Here is a 15,962-nt window from a genome sequence, read left to right on the forward strand (position 1 = left end):
AATCACATCCGGAAGACGCCGTAGGAGACAGGCTCGAGCGGAGCCTGTGCGCAGACCGAGAGAGCCAGGCCGACAACGGTTCTGGTGTCGGCCGGGTCGATGACGCCATCGTCCCAGAGACGCGCGGTCGAGTAGTACGGATTGCCCTGGGCTTCGTACTGGTCGCGGATAGGGGCCTTGAAGGCCTCCTGGTCCTCGGCCGACCAGGGCTTGCCATTGCCGTCCAGTTGCGCTCCACCTCCCTGCGCTTCGCCGCGCACGGTGGCCAGCACAGACGCGGCCTGCTCGCCGCCCATCACCGAGATGCGGGCGTTCGGCCACATCCACAGGAAGCGAGGCGAATACGCGCGTCCGCACATGGAGTAGTTGCCCGCGCCGTAGGAGCCGCCGATGACCACGGTCAGCTTCGGCACCCGGGCACAGGCCACCGCGGTGACCATCTTCGCGCCGTGCTTGGCGATGCCGCCCGCCTCGTAGTCGCGGCCGACCATGAAGCCGGTGATGTTCTGCAGGAACAGCAGCGGGGTCTTGCGCTTGTCGCACAGCTCGATGAAATGCGCGCCCTTCATGGCGGATTCGCCGAACAGCACGCCGTTGTTGGCGACGATGCCGACCGGGTGGCCGTGGATGCGGGCGAAGCCGGTGACCAGGGTCTTGCCGTATTCGGCTTTGAATTCATGGAATTCGCCGCCGTCGACCACGCGGGTGATGACCTCGCGCACGTCGTAGGGGGTGCGCAGGTCCACGGGGACCACGTCGTACAGCTCGTCCTGCGGCGCGATGGGATCCACGGTCGGGGCGACGTCCCACGGGGTGGGGGTTTTCGGGCCCAGCGTGGCGATGATGTTGCGGACGATGCGCAGCGCGTCCTGGTCGCTTTCGGCCAGGTGGTCGGTGACTCCCGAAGTGCGCGAATGCAAGTCGCCGCCGCCCAGCTCCTCGGCGGTGACGATCTCACCGGTCGCGGCCTTCACCAGCGGCGGGCCGCCCAGGAAGATGGTGCCCTGGTTGCGCACGATGACGGTCTCGTCGCTCATGGCGGGCACGTACGCGCCACCGGCGGTGCACGAGCCGAGCACGGCGGAGATCTGCGCGATGCCCCTGGCGCTCATGTTCGCCTGGTTGAAGAAGATGCGGCCGAAGTGCTCGCGGTCGGGGAAGACCTCGTCCTGGCGCGGCAGGTACGCGCCGCCGGAGTCGACCAGGTAGACGCACGGCAGGTTGTTCTGCAACGCCACCTCCTGGGCGCGCAGATGCTTCTTCACGCTCATCGGGTAGTAGGTGCCGCCCTTGACCGTGGCGTCGTTGGCGACGATCACGCATTCGCGACCGGACACCCGGCCGATGCCGCCGATCACGCCCGCGCCGGGGCACTCGTCGTCATACATGCCGTTGGCGGCCAGCGGCGACAGCTCCAGGAACGGGCTGCCGGTGTCCAGCAGCTGGTCCACCCGCTGCCGCGGCAGCAGCTTGCCGCGTGCGAGGTGCCGCTCGCGCGACTTCTCCGGTCCGCCCAGCGCGCTCACGGCCAGTCGTTCCCGCAGCTCGTCCACCAGCGCGAGATGCGCGGCCCGATTGCCGGTGCGCACGTCCCCAGTGAGGGTCATCGCATCATCCTGCCCACTTGGTTAATCACCAATAACTGAAAAATAAGATAATCTTCACTAACTGAGTTGTCCACTACCGGTGAAGGGAGCATGCGGTGAACAGCACGGAAACCGCGGCACCGACGCGCCGCGAACAGCTCAAGGCCCAGCGACGGCAGCAGCTGCTGGAGGCGGGCGCGCGGCTGATCGCGGACCGCGGTTTTCCCGGTATGCGCCTCGACGACCTGGGTGCGGCAGCGGGGATCAGCGGCCCGGCGGTTTACCGCCACTTCCCCAACAAGGAAGCGCTGCTGGTCGAACTGCTGGTCGGGATCAGTCAGCGGCTACTCGACGGGGGGCGCGCGGTGGCCGGGCAGTCCGACTCCCCCGCTGCGGCTCTCTCCGGTCTGGTCGACTTCCATCTCGACTTCGCGCTGGGCGAGCCGGAACTCATTCGGATCCAGGATCGGGACCTGGAAAATCTGCCCGAGGCAGCGCGCCGCCAGGTTCGCCGGACTCAGCGGCAGTACGTCGAAATCTGGGTGACCGTCCTGCGCGATCTGCACCCCGATCTCCCCGAGGCGGCGGCCCGAGTCCAGGCGCACGCCACCTTCGGGCTCATCAACTCCACTCCCCACAGCGCCCCCGCCGCGCTGGCCACCCGCGCGCGGCCCATCCTGCGCCGTATGGCCCTCGACGCACTGAGCTGAGGCACAACAAGATCAGGGAGCTCTGACCGTGTGGAATCGGGGAGATTCCGACGGTGAGAGCTCCCTGATCTTGGAAACCCTTGGTGGGCTCAGGAACTGGCGATGCGGGTTTTGGCCTGCTCGAGGCAGGCCAGGAACTCCGGGGAGGTCAGGGAGGCCAGCTGGGGGACCACTTCGGCGTTGACCGCTTCGGCGTGGGCCGCGATGGCTCGGGTGGCTCGCATGGTGCGTTTGGTTTCGATGAGCAGTTCGCGCGGGGCTTCGGCTGCGCCGGCGGCGAATTCGACTGCCGCTGCGACCAGTTTGTCGTGGTCGCCGTCGATCACGCGGTGGACCAGGCCCGCGCGCAGGGCGGCGTCGGCGTCGAGGACCTCGCCGAAAAGGGTCATGGCCATGGCCTGTTGCGCGCCGACCGCGCGTTGCAGCATCCAGGTCATGCCGCCGCCGGGGTGGATGCCGAGGCGCAGGAAGCGCGGGTCGAATCGGGCCTGGGGGTTGGCGAGGCGAATGTCGGTGGCGAGGGCCAGGTTCAGGCCCGCGCCGACCGCTTGGCCGCCGACCGCCGCCACCGTCGGGAGGGTGCAGCGGGCCACGGCGAGGAAGCCCTCGTAGATGGCACGCAGGCCCTCCTCGCGGGCCTCACCGAGGGCGGTGAGGTTGGCTCCGGCGCAGAACGCGGGTGGGGTGCCGGTGACCACGAGGGCGTGGATTCCGGTGTCGTGCTGGACTTCCGCGACCGCGTCGGCGAGATCGGCGGATAGATCGAGGGTCAACGCGTTCCGCTTGCCGGGGTCGTGCACCGTCACCAGCGCCACCTTGCCCAGGCGCTCCAGCTTGATTTCCGCCATGGCCCAGATCGTATGCACCGCACCGGTGGTCGGCGCAAGGGGTGCCCGGCGCGGCGGGCATGTCGGAGGTTCAGGACTGTGGCGCAGTGGTTTTGCGGGCGGTGGCCAGGACGGCGGCGACGGCGGGATCGGCCTCGGCGGCCTCGGCGAGGGCGGCGGTGAGGGTGTCCTCGTAGGTGGGGCGGGCCTCGCGGTAGCGGGTGCGCCCGGCCTCGGTGAGGACGGTGTAGACGCCGCGCTTGTCGTCGGGACACAGGTCGCGATAGGTGTAGTCGGCGGTGTTGAGGCGGCCGACCAGGCGGGTGACGGAGCTCTGGTTGAGGCCGAGCTTGGCGGCGAGGTCCTGCATGCGCAGCTCGTTGTCGGGTGCGTCGTCGAGGAAGACGAGCGCGCGGTACTCCGAGAGGCCCAGGCCGTGGCGGCGCTGTAGTGCGGCGGTGAGCCGGGCCTCGACCTGCGCGTGCAGCGTGAGCAGCAGGTTCCACATCGGCGCATCGGTGGTGGGTGTGGCGCTGACCCGGGTCGACATGACCGGCCTCCTCGAGAGCTGACGTGGGCGGCGAACGAGTTCGGCCGTCACCCTTGACAACAGGTTACATGTACATGCAAGCTTCTTCTCGTTCGATGTATTTGCATATACATGCAACTGTTCGCCGGAGGGTTCTCATGGCCTGGATTTATCTGCTGATCGCCTCGGTCTTCGAGATCGTGTTCGCGCTGGCCACAAATGCCACGCACGGATTCACGGTGCTGGGACCGTCACTGCTCACCGCGGCGGCCGCGGCGGGCGGGATCTTCTTCCTCAGCCTCGCGCTGAGAACACTGGATGTCGGTGTGGGATACACGGTTTGGACCGGGATCGGCTCGGTCGGCACCGTGGTGTTCGCCTCGGTGGTGTTCCACGAGGCGATGACACCGGCCAAGGCGGTGGCCTTCGTGCTCATCATCGGCGGCGTGCTCGGGCTCAAGGTCGCCGACAAGCTCGCCACCCGCAAGACCAACGAATCCGACACTCTCGCTGCGGCATAAGGAGTTTCATCATGGCCTGGGGATATCTGCTGATCGCCGCCGTCTTCGAAGTGGCCTTCGCACTCGGCACCAATGCCACCAAGGGCTTCACCCGGCTGTGGCCGTCGGTGTTCACCCTGATCGCCGCCGCGGGCGGGATCTTCACGCTCAGTTTGGCTTTGCGCACGCTCGACGTCGGTGTCGGGTACACGGTGTGGACCGGGATCGGCTCCATCGGCACCGTGATCCTGGGCGCGCTGATCTACAAAGAGACGATCACCGTGCCCAAGCTGATCTCGTTCGCGGCCATCATCGCCGGGGCGATCACGCTGCGACTGGCGGGCGGCGCCTGACGCGCGCCACCCGAATCATCCTCACGCGCCGCGGAGTTCACGCTCCGCGGTGCGCAGCACCATGACGAAACCACCGCGCACCATCGGCAGGGCCAGCCGCGTCCAGAGCGGAGCCAGCGCGGGGGCATCGATCTCGAAGGTCGACGACCAGGTCACCCGGGTGCCCGCGGGGACCGGCTCGAATCTGATGGATCCCTCTTGATGTCGCAGTGGCGGAACACTTTTCAGTAGTCGGTAGCGCATCAGGTGCGGGCGGTCGTATTCGATGATCTCCTCGGTGAGCCGCAGCAGCGGGGTCACGATCAGGCGGACCGCGCCCGCGCCGTGACTGTTGGTATCACCGGGGCGGACCAGCGTCACCCGCCGCACCAGCGGAACCCGTTGAAAATTGCTGGCGTCGGTCAGCCATTCGAACACATCCGGGAGCGGAGCGGGAATCGTCCGCTCCACGTCGACCGTGCGCATGCCCGGCTCCGTTCTGATCGGACACCGATGTAGACCTCTGATTCAGACACCGATGTGCTGGGCAGCCTACGAGATCGGCGGCCCACCGTCGATGCAAACGCTGGTGACTACGATTGCGAACATGACTGTCGAGGAGGAACCGGCGCGGGTGATCCGGCGCCGTCCCAAGAACCGGCGCGCGCAGATCGCCGCCACCTCGGCGGCCGCCTTCGGCTCGCTCGGGTATCACGGGGTGAGCATGGAGGACATCGCCACTCGGCTCGGTATCTCCTCGGCCGCGCTGTACCGGCACTACCCCAGCAAGTACGCGCTGTTCCGCGAGGAACTGCTACGCCTGGGACAGCTGACCGCGCAGGCCGCGGTGCCGCCGGATCCGCAGGAGGGGTGTTCACCGCGCCAGCGGCTGGACCGGGTGCTGGATCGGATGATCACCGAGACCATCGCCAATCGCGCCACCGTGACGCTGATTCGCTGGGAGCGCCGGTATCTGATCGACGAGGATCGGCGCACGCTCGAGGATCAGTTCGCTCAGGCGCTGAGCACGCTGCGCGCGCTGATCAAGGATGTCCGGCCGGAGCTGGACGGGCACGATCGCGCGGTGCGGGCGGTGGCGCTGCTGTCGATCATCTCCAGCATCGGCGACCACCATGCCGCACTGCCCGCGAAATCGCTGTCGGCCCTGCTGCATTCGGCCTGCGACGCGGTGATCACCACCGAGCTACCCCCGGCGGCCACCGGCGCGAGCACGCCGCGCGCGGTGGAGATCCCGCTGTCGTTCAAGCACGAACTGCTGTTGAAGAGAGCCGTGGAGCTCTTCCACGAGCGTGGCTATCCCAATGTGAGCGTGGAGGACATCGCCGCGGCGGCCGAACTGTCCGCGGCGTCGGCGGTCTACCGGTACTACCGCAGCAAGGGCGATCTGCTGGCGGCGGCCTTCCGCCGCGCGGCGGATCGGGTGTCGGGCGCGATCGGCCCGGCGGTCGCCTCGTCTTCGAGTCCCGCCGAGGCGCTGACCAAGCTGGTCGACCTCTATGTCGCCGGTTCGTTCGCCGAGCGCGAGCTCACCTTCGTCTACTACGCCGAATTCAGCCATGTCTCGGCCGAAGAGCGCACCATGCTGCGCAATGTGCAGCGACTCATCGTCGCCGAATGGGTGCGGCTGCTGGTGGCGGTGCGGCCGGAACTGTCCGAGGGTGAGGCCCGCATTCTGGTGCAGGCCGCCTTCGGACTGGTGGTCGATCTGGGGCGGGAGTTCGGCGACGATCCGCGCATCTGCCCGCAGGCCAGGGTGATTCGCCTGATGGAGGTCACCCTGTTCGGGCCGGTGCGGCCCGCGCTCTGAGTCCTACCCGACGAGGGCGTTCATCGGGGTGAAGGGGGCGTAGTCGCGGACGTGCCCGTTGTCCCACTCCCACACCGAGATCGGATCCACCGCGACGCCGCTCTGCAGGATCAGGCGCCAGCCGGCGTCCTCTCGCTGCCAGACATCTCCGTCGCGGTCCCAGTAGAGGCCCATGGTGTGCGGCTCGGCCCTGTCAATCCGGCTCATGGCATTCCTCCCATAGCTATCGGTCAGCGATTGCGTGACATCGGTCGGCCAGGCGCCGGCTCGCATCACTGCCGCCAGCACAGCCGCATAGTCATCGCTCGTGCTCATAACCGTCACCATTGGTGATCCCCTTCCATGCGGTGGTGGCAAAAGTATTCGCCGCCGCACTTCCGGGAGTCTTTCGTGGTGATTAGCGCTTGTCTTCTGAGCAAATATATTTGCCAATCATTCGCCGATGCAGCAACCGAAGTGCGCGAGTCGAATTCGACCACCGGTTTCCGGCGAGTCCGGGGCGGTAACGGGGAATAATCGCGAGGGTTATGGTCGAACCGCGGATACAGGTGCTCGGCCCGATTCAACTCAGCCTCGAGGACCGACCAGTCGCATTGGGTGCCACCATGTTGCGGGCTGTCCTCGCCCGCCTGGTCGCCGCCGGACCCCGCCCGACCACGGCCGAACGCCTCATCGACGATCTCTGGGAGGGCGATCCGCCGCCCACCGCCGCCTCGGTCCTACAGGTGCACATCCACAATCTGCGCCGCCTGGTCGAACCGGATCGTCCGCGCCGCGCGCCCTCGCGCTTCCTGGTCTCGGAATCCTCCGGCTACGCACTGAAACTCGCACCGGAGGCCGTGGACGTCTGGCAGTTCGAGGCGCTGCTGCGCGAATACGAGCAGCGGGTGCGGGCCCCCGGCGGCTGGCCCGATCCGCTCGGCCGTCGCCGACTGCTCGACCGCGCACTGTCCTGCTGGACCGGCTCCCCCTTCGACGGCCTGACCACCTTCGCCTGGGCCGCACACGAGGCCGCACGCCTGACCGAACTGAGGCTCACCGCGGCCGAAATGCGCGCGGGCGTGGAACTCGAGCTCAATCGGCCCGCCGAGGTCGCGATCGAGCTGCGCACCCTGTTCGAGCAGCACCCGGAACGCGAGGAAATCGCCCGGCTGCTGGCCACCGCGCAATATCGGGCCGGGCAGCAGGCGCAGGCACTGGCCACCCTGCGGCGCTCCCGCGAATATCTCGGCGACGAATACGGAATCGATCCCAGCCCCGCGCTGCGCGAGCTGGAACTGGCGATCCTCAGCCACGACGAGACCCTCGCCAATGTGAGCGCGACCCGCCCAGCCGAATTGCGCGCCCGCCCGAGCGGATCGGCTACACCCGCGAACACACCGTGCTGCGCGACACCGCCGCCGCCGCGGGCAACGGCCAGCTGCAGATCGTCTGGATCGCGGGCGAGGCCGGGGCGGGCAAGACCACCCTGACCGAGGTCACGCTGCGCGATCTCGCCGACGCGTCCTGGACCTGCCTGCGCGGCGGCTGCCCCGAGGTGGACGGCGCTCCCCCGGCCTGGGCGTGGGCCGAGATGCTCACCGCGCTGGAACCCGCGGCAGCCGAAAACCTGGCTGTCGCCGACGCTTTCGCCATCGCGCGGGCGGCGGTGGCGCTGTGTCGCCAGCGCGCGGCGAACGGGCCGGTGGTGATCCTGCTCGAGGACGCCCACCGCGCCGACACCGCGACCCTGCAAGTGCTGCGGCAGGTGGCCAACTGGCTGCGCGATCAACCGGTGCTGATGCTGATCACGTTGCGCGGCTCCGAAGCCGGGCCCGGACTGCACGCCAGCGCCGCCGCGCTCGCCCACCACACCGCCGACTGGTTGGAGCTGACCGGGCTGGACCTGGACGCCACCCGGGAAGCCGTGCGGGCGGCCGGGCTGACCGAGATCTCCGGGGAGGCGCTGACCGCGCTGCATCGGCGCACCGGCGGGAACCCGCTTTTCGTGCGGGAGACCGCCAAACTCATGGCGGCGCAGGGCGGCGGGGACGAGGTGCCCGATTCCATCCGGGAGCTGATCGCCACCCGGCTGCGGCGGCTCTCGCCCGAGGTCACCACGGTGCTGGGGCAGCTGGCCATCTGGGGTGAGGGCGTGGACCTGCGAATCCTGGGGCTGGCCACCGCGATCGGCGAGGATCGGCTCATCGACCTGCTGGCCGAGGCGGAGGTGGCGGCGCTGGTGCGCAGCGACCGCACCGGGCGCATCACCTTCGATCACGCGCTCATCCAGGAGTCGGTGTACCAGAGCATTCCCCGGCTGCGACGCGGCCGAATGCACTGGGCCGCACTGGAACTGCTGCTCGCGCATGTCGCGGAGTTCCCGGGGCTGGCACGGGACCCGGATATGCTGGCGCATCACGCGATTCTGGGGGCGCGGCCCGAAACCGCGGGGCAGGCCATCGATTACGTGATGACGGCGGCGCGACGCAGCACCGATCGCGGGATGGCCGCCGATACGGTGGGGCTGTGGCAGGCGGTGCTCGAACTGCACGAGCTGGCCGGGCACGGGGAGCAGCACGCGGCGCGCGACGACCGGATCGCGCTGCTGGACGCGCACTGTGCGCTGGTGTCCGCCATGGCTTTTCAGGCGCGCTGGATCGAGGCGCGGGCGGTGCGGGAGCGCGCGGTGGGGCTGGCGCAGCAGCTCGGCGACCCGGCGCTGCTGGTGCGGGCGCTGACCAGCTGGCGGGCGCCCATCCTGTATCCGGGCATCGAGTTGCCCGATCCGCGGCGGCGGCTGGTGCACGCAGTGGTGGACTGCCTGGCCGAGGAACTGCCGGTGGCCGATCGGGTGCGGCTGCTGGCGGTCGCCTCCTACGAGACCGCGATGGACTATCGAGATCCGGGGCGCAGCAGGCGTTTCGCGCGGGAGGCGCTGGCGCTGGCGCGGACCGACGGCGATCCGGAGCTGCTGTGTGTGGCGCTGGGCGCGAACACCATCCACCGCTTCTGCGGCATCGAGGATGTGAGCGACGCGCGGGAGCTGCTGGCGATCGCCGAGGGCGCGGGGCTGGATCAGTATCGGCCGCAGGCGCATTACGCGTTGTTCCGGTGTGCGCTGGCGGTGGTGGAGCTGCCCGAGGCGTATCGGCAGGCGGAGCTGGCGCTGGCCACCACCACCGATGCCGAATTGCCGCAGTTGCTGCTGGCTTTGAGTTGCTTCGCGGCGACGGTCGCGGTGCTGCGCGATGATTTCGCTTCGGCCGAGAGGCTCTACGCCGAGGCGGACGAGCAGTTCTCACGGCTGGGGTTCACCGAGGACGGGCTGATCCGGGCGCTGCACGTGCTGTCTTTCGCGTGGGTGCGCGGGGATCTGACGCCGTCGGTGCAGCGACTGCGCGGATTGCACGCGGCCGCACCGTACTTCGCTGGTCCGGTGCTCGGGTTGGCGCTGCTGTTCACCGGGGATCTGGAGGGTGCGCGGACGCTGGATGCGGAATGCTCGGCGCAGGAACCGGAATTGTTCCCGTCGGCGGAGTACGCGTGCCGGGCGTATCTGGCGATCGGGCTGGGTCGCACGGATCAGCTCGAACCGCTGTATCGGCGGCTGCTGCCCTATGCGGGGACGATCATCGGGCTGGAGTCGACCGGGCTGGTGTTCGAGCCGATGGATCTGGTGCTGGGGCGGCTGTCCGAGGCACTCGGCGAGAGTGCGCGTGCCGCAGTGCATTTCGCGGCATCGGACGCGCTCATGGTGCGCATCCGGGCCGAGTTGAGCGGGCTGGAACTGCCCGGCCTCGCCCCGGCCGGTCCACGACATCGGCGCACCCCGGTCGACGCGCGCTGAATCGGCAGACCGCGCGGTGTCCAGCACGCGCGGGCATCCGCCGGTATGGTGCTGTACCAGTGCGGGTTCGACGCATGGTCGGGGTGGACTTGTTCGAATAGTGCCGGAAGGCTTTGTCAGTCATGAGAATTACCGCGGGACTTGCCGCCGTCGTACTGGGCGTGACCCTGACCGCCACCGCCACGGCGGCCCCGGATTCCGGGTCGGGGGGAACGCCCACCGCTGCCGCCGGAACCACCATCGAACCACCGATCGATTGCACTCCCACCGCCGCCCACCCGAACCCGGTCGTCGTACTGCCCGGCGGCGACGGCACCACCGCACAGACCGCCGACCAGTGGTCGACGATGCTCGGCGCACTGCGTGACGCGGGCTACTGCACGGTGCTGTTCCAGGGCGGCATAATCGACGGAACCCGTTGGGCCGGAGACATTCCCAGCGAGGCCAACCAGGTCGCCGACTTCATCACCAAGGTGCGCAAGACCACGGGCGCGGACAAGATCGAGCTGATCGCGCACTCCGCGGGCACCATCGTGAGCAACGACTACCTCAAGCTCCTGGGCGGTGCGCCGAACGTGAACCACGCGGTGTTCATCACTCCCGAAGCCCGTGGCTGTGACGGCGCGGGCCTGCTCACCGCCATGGGCATCAAGAACTCGCCGGTGACCCCGGTCCAACTCCTCCAGGCGTTGCCCTTCTTGCCGAGTGTCCTTGCGACGCTGTCCCCGTCCAACGCGGCAGCCATGGAGATGGCCCCCACCTCCGCGATCTACCAGGCCATCTTCGCCACCCAGGTCACCCAGCCCGGCGTCACCTACTCGGTGATCGCCACCCGCAACGACCAACTCGCCACCCCCGCACCCGCCTGCTCACTCATCGACGAGCCGGGCGTGGTGAACGCGGTCTACGAGGACCTGTTCCCCGGTGCGACCCCGGTCGACCACTCCCTGATCCGGTCCAGCACCGACACCGCCGGGTGGGTGCTGCAACAGTTGCAGCGCTGACCCGGCGGCACTCTCGGCTGGTGGGATCCGTTCAGGCTCCGATGTATTCGGCGAGATGCTGGGCGGTGAGGGTGGAGCGAGCGGCTACCAGGGCGGCGGGGGTGCCTTCGAAGACGATGCGACCGCCGTCGTGGCCCGCGCCGGGGCCGAGGTCGATGATCCAGTCGGCGTGGGCCATTACGGCCTGGTGGTGTTCGACGACGATTACGGACTTGCCGGATTCGACCAGGCGGTCGAGGAGGGCGAGGAGTTGTTCCACGTCGGCCAGGTGCAGGCCTGCGGTGGGTTCGTCGAGGACGTAGATGCCGCCCTTGTCGGCCATGTGGGTGGCGAGCTTGAGGCGTTGGCGTTCGCCGCCGGAGAGGGTGGTGAGGGGTTGGCCGACTTTCAGGTAGCCGAGGCCGACATCCGAGAGGCGTTGCAGGATCGCCTGTGCGGCGGGGATTTTCGCTTCGCCGTCGCTGAAGAATTCCAGGGCTTCGGCGACCGACATGGCGAGTACCTCGCTGATGTCGCGCCCGCCCAGGTGGTAGTCGAGGACGGCGGCTTGGAAACGCTTGCCCTCGCACACTTCACAGACGGTTTCGACACCGGCCATGACGGCCAGGTCGGTGTAGATGACGCCCGCGCCGTTGCAGTTCGGGCACGCACCCTCCGAATTAGCGCTGAACAGTGCGGGTTTCACGCCATTGGCCCTGGCGAACGCCTTGCGGATGGGTTCGAGCAGGCCGGTGTAGGTGGCGGGATTGCTGCGGCGGGAGCCGCGGATGGGGGTCTGGTCGACCGAGACCACGTTCTCGCCGGGCGGGATGGAGCCGTGCACCAGGGAGCTCTTGCCGGAACCCGCTACGCCGGTGAGCACCACCAGCACGCCGAGCGGGATGTCGACGTCGACGTTCTGGAGGTTGTGCAACTTCGCGCCGCGGATCTTCAACGCGCCGTTGGGCTTACGCTCGGTGGACTTCAGCTTGGCGCGGTCGTCGTAGTGCCGTCCGGTGATGGTGCCGCTGGTGCGCAGGCCGTCGACCGTTCCCTCGAAACAGACTGTGCCGCCGCCGGTTCCGGCTCCCGGGCCCAGGTCGACGATGTGGTCGGCGATGGCGATGGTCTCCGGCTTGTGCTCCACCACCAGCACCGTGTTGCCCTTGTCCCGCAGGCGCAGCAGCAGGTCGTTCATGCGCGCGATGTCGTGCGGGTGCAGGCCGATGGTGGGCTCGTCGAAGACGTAGGTGACGTCGGTGAGTGAGGAGCCGAGGTGGCGGATCATCTTGGTGCGCTGGGCTTCTCCGCCGGACAGGGTGCCCGACGGGCGGTCCAGGCTGAGGTAGCCCAGGCCGATCTCGACGAACGAGTCCAGGGTCTGCTGCAGCGATTCCAGCAGCGGCGCGACCGACGGTTCCTTCAGGCCGCGCACCCATTCGGCGAGGTCACTGATCTGCATGGCGCAGGCTTCGGCGATATTGATCTTCTTGATCTTCGAGGAGCGGGCCAGCTCACTCAGCCGGGTGCCGTGGCATTCCGGGCAGATCTGGAAGGTGACGGCACGCTCGACGAACGCGCGGATGTGCGGTTGCAGGGCGTCGACGTCCTTGGACAGCATGGATTTCTGGATGCGCGGGATCAGGCCCTCGTAGGTGAGGTTGATGCCGTCGACCTTGATCTTGGTCGGTTCCTTGTACAGCAGGTCGTTGAGCTCGCGCTTGTTGTACTTCTTGATCGGCTTCTCGGGGTCGAAATAGCCGCTGCCCATGAAGATTCGGCCGAACCAGCCGTCCATGCTGTAGCCGGGGATGGTCAGCGCGCCCTCGCGCAGGGACTTGGTGTCGTCGTAGAGCTGGGTCAGGTCGATGTCGTTGACCTCGCCGCGGCCCTCGCAGCGCGGGCACATGCCGCCGGTGACGCTGAAGCTGCGGCGCTCCTTGATGGTCTTGCCCGCCTTCTCGACGGTGACCGCACCCGCGCCGCTGATCGAGGCGACATTGAACGAGAAGGCCTGCGGAGAACCGATATTCGGCTTACCGAGGCGGCTGAACAGGATGCGCAGCATGGCGTAGGCGTCGGTGGCGGTGCCGACGGTGGAACGCGGGTCGGTGCCCATGCGCTGCTGGTCGACGATGATCGCGGTGGTGAGACCGTCGAGGACGTCGACATCCGGACGCGCCTGGTTGGGCATGAAGCCCTGCACGAAGCTGCTGTAGGTCTCGTTGATCAGCCGCTGCGATTCCGCGGCGATGGTGCCGAACACCAGCGAGCTCTTACCGGACCCCGAGACGCCGGTGAACACGGTCAGCCGCCGCTTCGGGATCTCGATGCTGACGTCTTTGAGGTTGTTCACCCGGGCGCCGTGCACGCGGATCAGATCGTGGCTGTCGGCGGCGTGCGGTGCGGGCGACTGCTTGGTCTTGGACGTGGCCATGCGGGTCTCCATCTGTTCGGCGAGGCGGCAGCCCCGGGGTCGTTGCAGCTCAGCCCTGGTCGTTGATGCGTACCAGATTTCCCGCCGGATCGCGGAACGCGCAGTCCCGCACGCCCCACGGATGCGTGGTCGGCTCCTGCACCACATCGGTCCCCGTGGCCTGGATCCGATCGAACGTCTCGTCCACGTCCTTCGTCGACAGAATGATGTGCCCGTAATTCCCCTTGGCCATCAACTCCACGACAGTCTGCCGCTCCTCCTCGGTGAACCCCGGATCCACCGCCGGCGGATGCAGCACGATCGACACCCCCGCCTGCCGCGGCGACCCCACGGTAATCCACCGCATGGTCCCCTGCCCGACATCGGCCCTGACCTCGAACCCGAGGATGTCGCGATAGAACGCCAGCGATGCCTCGGGATCCTCATGCGGCAGGAAACTCGAGTTGATGGTGATATCCATGCCCACCACGCTAAACGCGCGCCGAGACGCAGGCTTCTCGATTCCTGATCAGTTAACTACGCGTGTTCAGCCCTGAACCAGGTCACTACGCAGGAAGGCGTCCCATTCGCTTGCGGGGAAGACCAGCGCCGGGCCGGTCGGATCCTTGGAATCGCGGACACCGACTGCGCTCGGTCCGTCCAGGAAAGCCACCTCTACGCAGTCCGCGTTGGGTTGGCTTCGGCTGCTCTTGAACCATCGTGCGCCGGAAAGATCCACGTTCACGCCGCGTACTCCTTTGCCCTGCTCGTCACCAAGAGTCTGGTGTCTTCTTCGCTCAACGCTAGCCCCTGAATGTCGCTGATCGCCCGTCGATGCCGGGCGATGACCTCGTCCCGCTCGTGAAAAAGCGCGCCTTCGTAGCCCTCGACGTACACGATGGGTGGTTCGACCGTGCGGCCGATCGATGAGGCCGGGAACTCCAGCAGAGTGAAGGTCTGAACGATGAGACCGAGGTGGCCGACAACGTCAAGCGGCACAACGCGAATCGAGACGTTCGGCCGTTCGGACACCTCTACCAAATAGCGAAGCTGATCAGCCATGATCGTGCCGCCGCCCGATCTGCCGCAGATAGTGGGCTCCCAGAGCAGAACGTCGATTCGAAATTCGTTGTTCTCCAGCCGTGTTCGGCGGCGCATCGCCAATTCGACTCCGCGCTCCACATCAACTGCCGACAGGTCCGGTGACGCGATGCGAATCATCGTGCGCCGATACTCCTGGGTTTGCAGAAGACCCGGCAGCAGCACCATCTGGAGAGTGGTCAAATGTGTGGCCACTTCCTCTAGCGCCAGGTAATGGTCGAAGTGCGGAGCGTACTGGTCACTGTAGGAGCGCCACCAACTGCTCTCGATGCCCGCGGCTTTCGCCACCAGATCCTGGTCTTTGACCTCACGCCACAGGCTCAAGACCTCCTCGCGCTCAGAGCCGCTGACCTCGTAGAGGTCGAGAAGGTCCTTGATCTGCGAGGTTGCGATTCTGATCTTGTAGCCCTCTTCGAGCCGACTGATGCCCTGCGGGGAGATCTCCGCAGCAAGTCCGGCAGCGAGTTGGCTCTTGCCGACACGTTCGCGATATCGCCGCAGGGTGCGACCGAATGCCCTACGAGGAAGCGATGATCCGGCCATTCGTAAGCCTCGCTATCGTTTGATCGCCAAACTGGAGTGCCCTGGACGGGGCAGCCGTAGCGGATAGTCCTGGCAGGGTTGCCCTAGCTGAGCACCCATCATTGTCGCTCGAATTGCCCTACCAACGCTCCTCCTTGCGCGAAATTGGTTGGACACCAACAGCGACCGGCGCGCAGTCGCATCGAGGTGATTCGTGAAATCCAATCCACGTTCACTCATCGCAAGGGGATGCGAAATGTCTTGGCAGACATGGGCACTCATAGCACTCATCGGACTGTGCGTAGTCGTCACCATCTGGGGATTCTCCGGCCGGGAGCGTGGCGATGCCCGGTTTCTACGACTCACCTACCTCGACGGCGAACACTGCCTCTACGTCCCCGCCTCCGGAGCGGTCGGCCGATGGCACCGCGGCCAACACCGAGCGGCCTGAAACCCCCGAGATCAGGGATCCGTAGCCGTTCGAAGCTGCACAAAATTCGATGACGAGATTTCTCGATCTTGATTTTCGGTCGGGTACGACATCCGGAACCGGTTCCGCTGTTCGGAGTCGATCTCAGCACCGAGAATCTGAAAGCAGTTGTATCACAATGCGATTCGATGGAACATGCCGCGATTTCGGCGTAGAATCAAGACATGATCCGGGGAGGGGAATCACGCGAAGCGACTGCCGCAGACCATGCGGCAGTCCTCTCCGATGCGGTGGATTTCCTGGCCGAGGACAACCTCGATCCGATGTCGGATTCCGAGATCGTGGAACTGTTGCAAGAGATGGAATCGT

General features: G+C 67.1%; 17 protein-coding genes. 8 read left to right on the forward strand and 9 right to left on the reverse strand.

The window, feature by feature from the left end; translation table 11 throughout:
- Window positions 1-2: 2 nt before the first annotated feature.
- A complete protein-coding gene (locus OG300_RS28180) occupies window positions 3-1,607 on the reverse strand; it encodes a carboxyl transferase domain-containing protein (RefSeq protein WP_405486061.1) in 1,605 nt (534 codons plus the stop codon).
- 95 nt (window positions 1,608-1,702) lie between these two features.
- On the opposite strand from OG300_RS28180, the gene OG300_RS28185 reads away from it, so the two are divergent.
- On the forward strand, window positions 1,703-2,296 hold the full coding sequence (locus OG300_RS28185; RefSeq protein WP_405486063.1) for a TetR/AcrR family transcriptional regulator: 594 nt from the start codon (window positions 1,703-1,705) through the stop codon (window positions 2,294-2,296).
- A gap of 89 nt (window positions 2,297-2,385) precedes the next feature.
- Here the strand turns inward: OG300_RS28185 and OG300_RS28190 are convergent, their stop codons facing one another.
- Complete coding sequence (locus tag OG300_RS28190; RefSeq protein WP_405486065.1) at window positions 2,386-3,144, reverse strand: enoyl-CoA hydratase; 759 nt, start codon at window positions 3,142-3,144, stop codon at window positions 2,386-2,388.
- A gap of 70 nt (window positions 3,145-3,214) precedes the next feature.
- Window positions 3,215-3,673 carry a MarR family winged helix-turn-helix transcriptional regulator gene (locus OG300_RS28195; protein ID WP_405486067.1) on the reverse strand — a complete coding sequence of 153 codons (459 nt, stop codon included), beginning with the start codon at window positions 3,671-3,673 and terminating at the stop codon, window positions 3,215-3,217.
- A 137-nt stretch (window positions 3,674-3,810) separates the two neighbouring features.
- Here OG300_RS28195 and OG300_RS28200 point away from each other — a divergent pair, with 137 nt between their 5' ends.
- Window positions 3,811-4,173, forward strand: coding sequence for a DMT family transporter (locus OG300_RS28200; RefSeq protein WP_405486069.1), 363 nt, complete (start codon window positions 3,811-3,813; stop codon window positions 4,171-4,173).
- An 11-nt stretch (window positions 4,174-4,184) separates the two neighbouring features.
- The gene (locus OG300_RS28205; protein WP_405486071.1) at window positions 4,185-4,505 is read left to right on the forward strand and encodes a DMT family transporter; all 321 of its coding nucleotides are present in this window, start codon (window positions 4,185-4,187) and stop codon (window positions 4,503-4,505) included.
- 21 nt (window positions 4,506-4,526) lie between these two features.
- Here the strand turns inward: OG300_RS28205 and OG300_RS28210 are convergent, their stop codons facing one another.
- The gene (locus tag OG300_RS28210; RefSeq protein WP_405486073.1) at window positions 4,527-4,970 is read right to left on the reverse strand and encodes an SRPBCC family protein; all 444 of its coding nucleotides are present in this window, start codon (window positions 4,968-4,970) and stop codon (window positions 4,527-4,529) included.
- Window positions 4,971-5,091: 121 nt separating this feature from the next.
- Between OG300_RS28210 and OG300_RS28215 the strand changes: the two genes are divergently transcribed.
- On the forward strand, window positions 5,092-6,312 hold the full coding sequence (locus OG300_RS28215; RefSeq protein ID WP_405486075.1) for a TetR/AcrR family transcriptional regulator: 1,221 nt from the start codon (window positions 5,092-5,094) through the stop codon (window positions 6,310-6,312).
- 3 nt (window positions 6,313-6,315) lie between these two features.
- On the opposite strand, the gene OG300_RS28220 is transcribed toward OG300_RS28215, so the two are convergent.
- The gene (locus OG300_RS28220; protein WP_405486077.1) at window positions 6,316-6,519 is read right to left on the reverse strand and encodes a hypothetical protein; all 204 of its coding nucleotides are present in this window, start codon (window positions 6,517-6,519) and stop codon (window positions 6,316-6,318) included.
- A 398-nt stretch (window positions 6,520-6,917) separates the two neighbouring features.
- Between OG300_RS28220 and OG300_RS28225 the strand changes: the two genes are divergently transcribed.
- The 3 genes from OG300_RS28225 (at window position 6,918) to OG300_RS28235 (ending at window position 11,145) form a co-directional block, all read left to right on the forward strand.
- Window positions 6,918-7,784, forward strand: coding sequence for a BTAD domain-containing putative transcriptional regulator (locus OG300_RS28225; protein ID WP_405486079.1), 867 nt, complete (start codon window positions 6,918-6,920; stop codon window positions 7,782-7,784).
- Entirely contained in the window at window positions 7,694-10,141 is a 2,448-nt protein-coding gene (locus OG300_RS28230; protein ID WP_405486081.1) for an ATP-binding protein, read from the forward strand. The genes OG300_RS28225 and OG300_RS28230 overlap by 91 nt, the downstream gene beginning before the upstream one ends.
- A gap of 122 nt (window positions 10,142-10,263) precedes the next feature.
- The gene (locus tag OG300_RS28235) at window positions 10,264-11,145 is read left to right on the forward strand and encodes an esterase/lipase family protein (RefSeq protein WP_405486083.1); all 882 of its coding nucleotides are present in this window, start codon (window positions 10,264-10,266) and stop codon (window positions 11,143-11,145) included.
- A 31-nt stretch (window positions 11,146-11,176) separates the two neighbouring features.
- On the opposite strand, the gene OG300_RS28240 is transcribed toward OG300_RS28235, so the two are convergent.
- From OG300_RS28240 to OG300_RS28255, 4 genes are all read right to left on the reverse strand, one after another.
- Window positions 11,177-13,561, reverse strand: a complete 2,385-nt coding sequence (locus OG300_RS28240; RefSeq protein ID WP_405486085.1) for an ATP-binding cassette domain-containing protein — start codon at window positions 13,559-13,561, stop codon at window positions 11,177-11,179.
- 49 nt (window positions 13,562-13,610) lie between these two features.
- The gene (locus tag OG300_RS28245; RefSeq protein WP_405486087.1) at window positions 13,611-14,021 is read right to left on the reverse strand and encodes a VOC family protein; all 411 of its coding nucleotides are present in this window, start codon (window positions 14,019-14,021) and stop codon (window positions 13,611-13,613) included.
- A 66-nt stretch (window positions 14,022-14,087) separates the two neighbouring features.
- Entirely contained in the window at window positions 14,088-14,285 is a 198-nt protein-coding gene (locus tag OG300_RS28250; protein WP_405486089.1) for a DUF397 domain-containing protein, read from the reverse strand.
- A complete protein-coding gene (locus OG300_RS28255; protein ID WP_405486091.1) occupies window positions 14,282-15,184 on the reverse strand; it encodes a helix-turn-helix domain-containing protein in 903 nt (300 codons plus the stop codon). The genes OG300_RS28250 and OG300_RS28255 overlap by 4 nt, the downstream gene beginning before the upstream one ends.
- A gap of 235 nt (window positions 15,185-15,419) precedes the next feature.
- Between OG300_RS28255 and OG300_RS28260 the strand changes: the two genes are divergently transcribed.
- Entirely contained in the window at window positions 15,420-15,614 is a 195-nt protein-coding gene (locus OG300_RS28260; protein ID WP_405486093.1) for a hypothetical protein, read from the forward strand.
- Window positions 15,615-15,962: the final 348 nt, after the last annotated feature.

The organism is Nocardia sp. NBC_00511 (assembly GCF_045161165.1).
Classification (GTDB): domain Bacteria; phylum Actinomycetota; class Actinomycetes; order Mycobacteriales; family Mycobacteriaceae; genus Nocardia.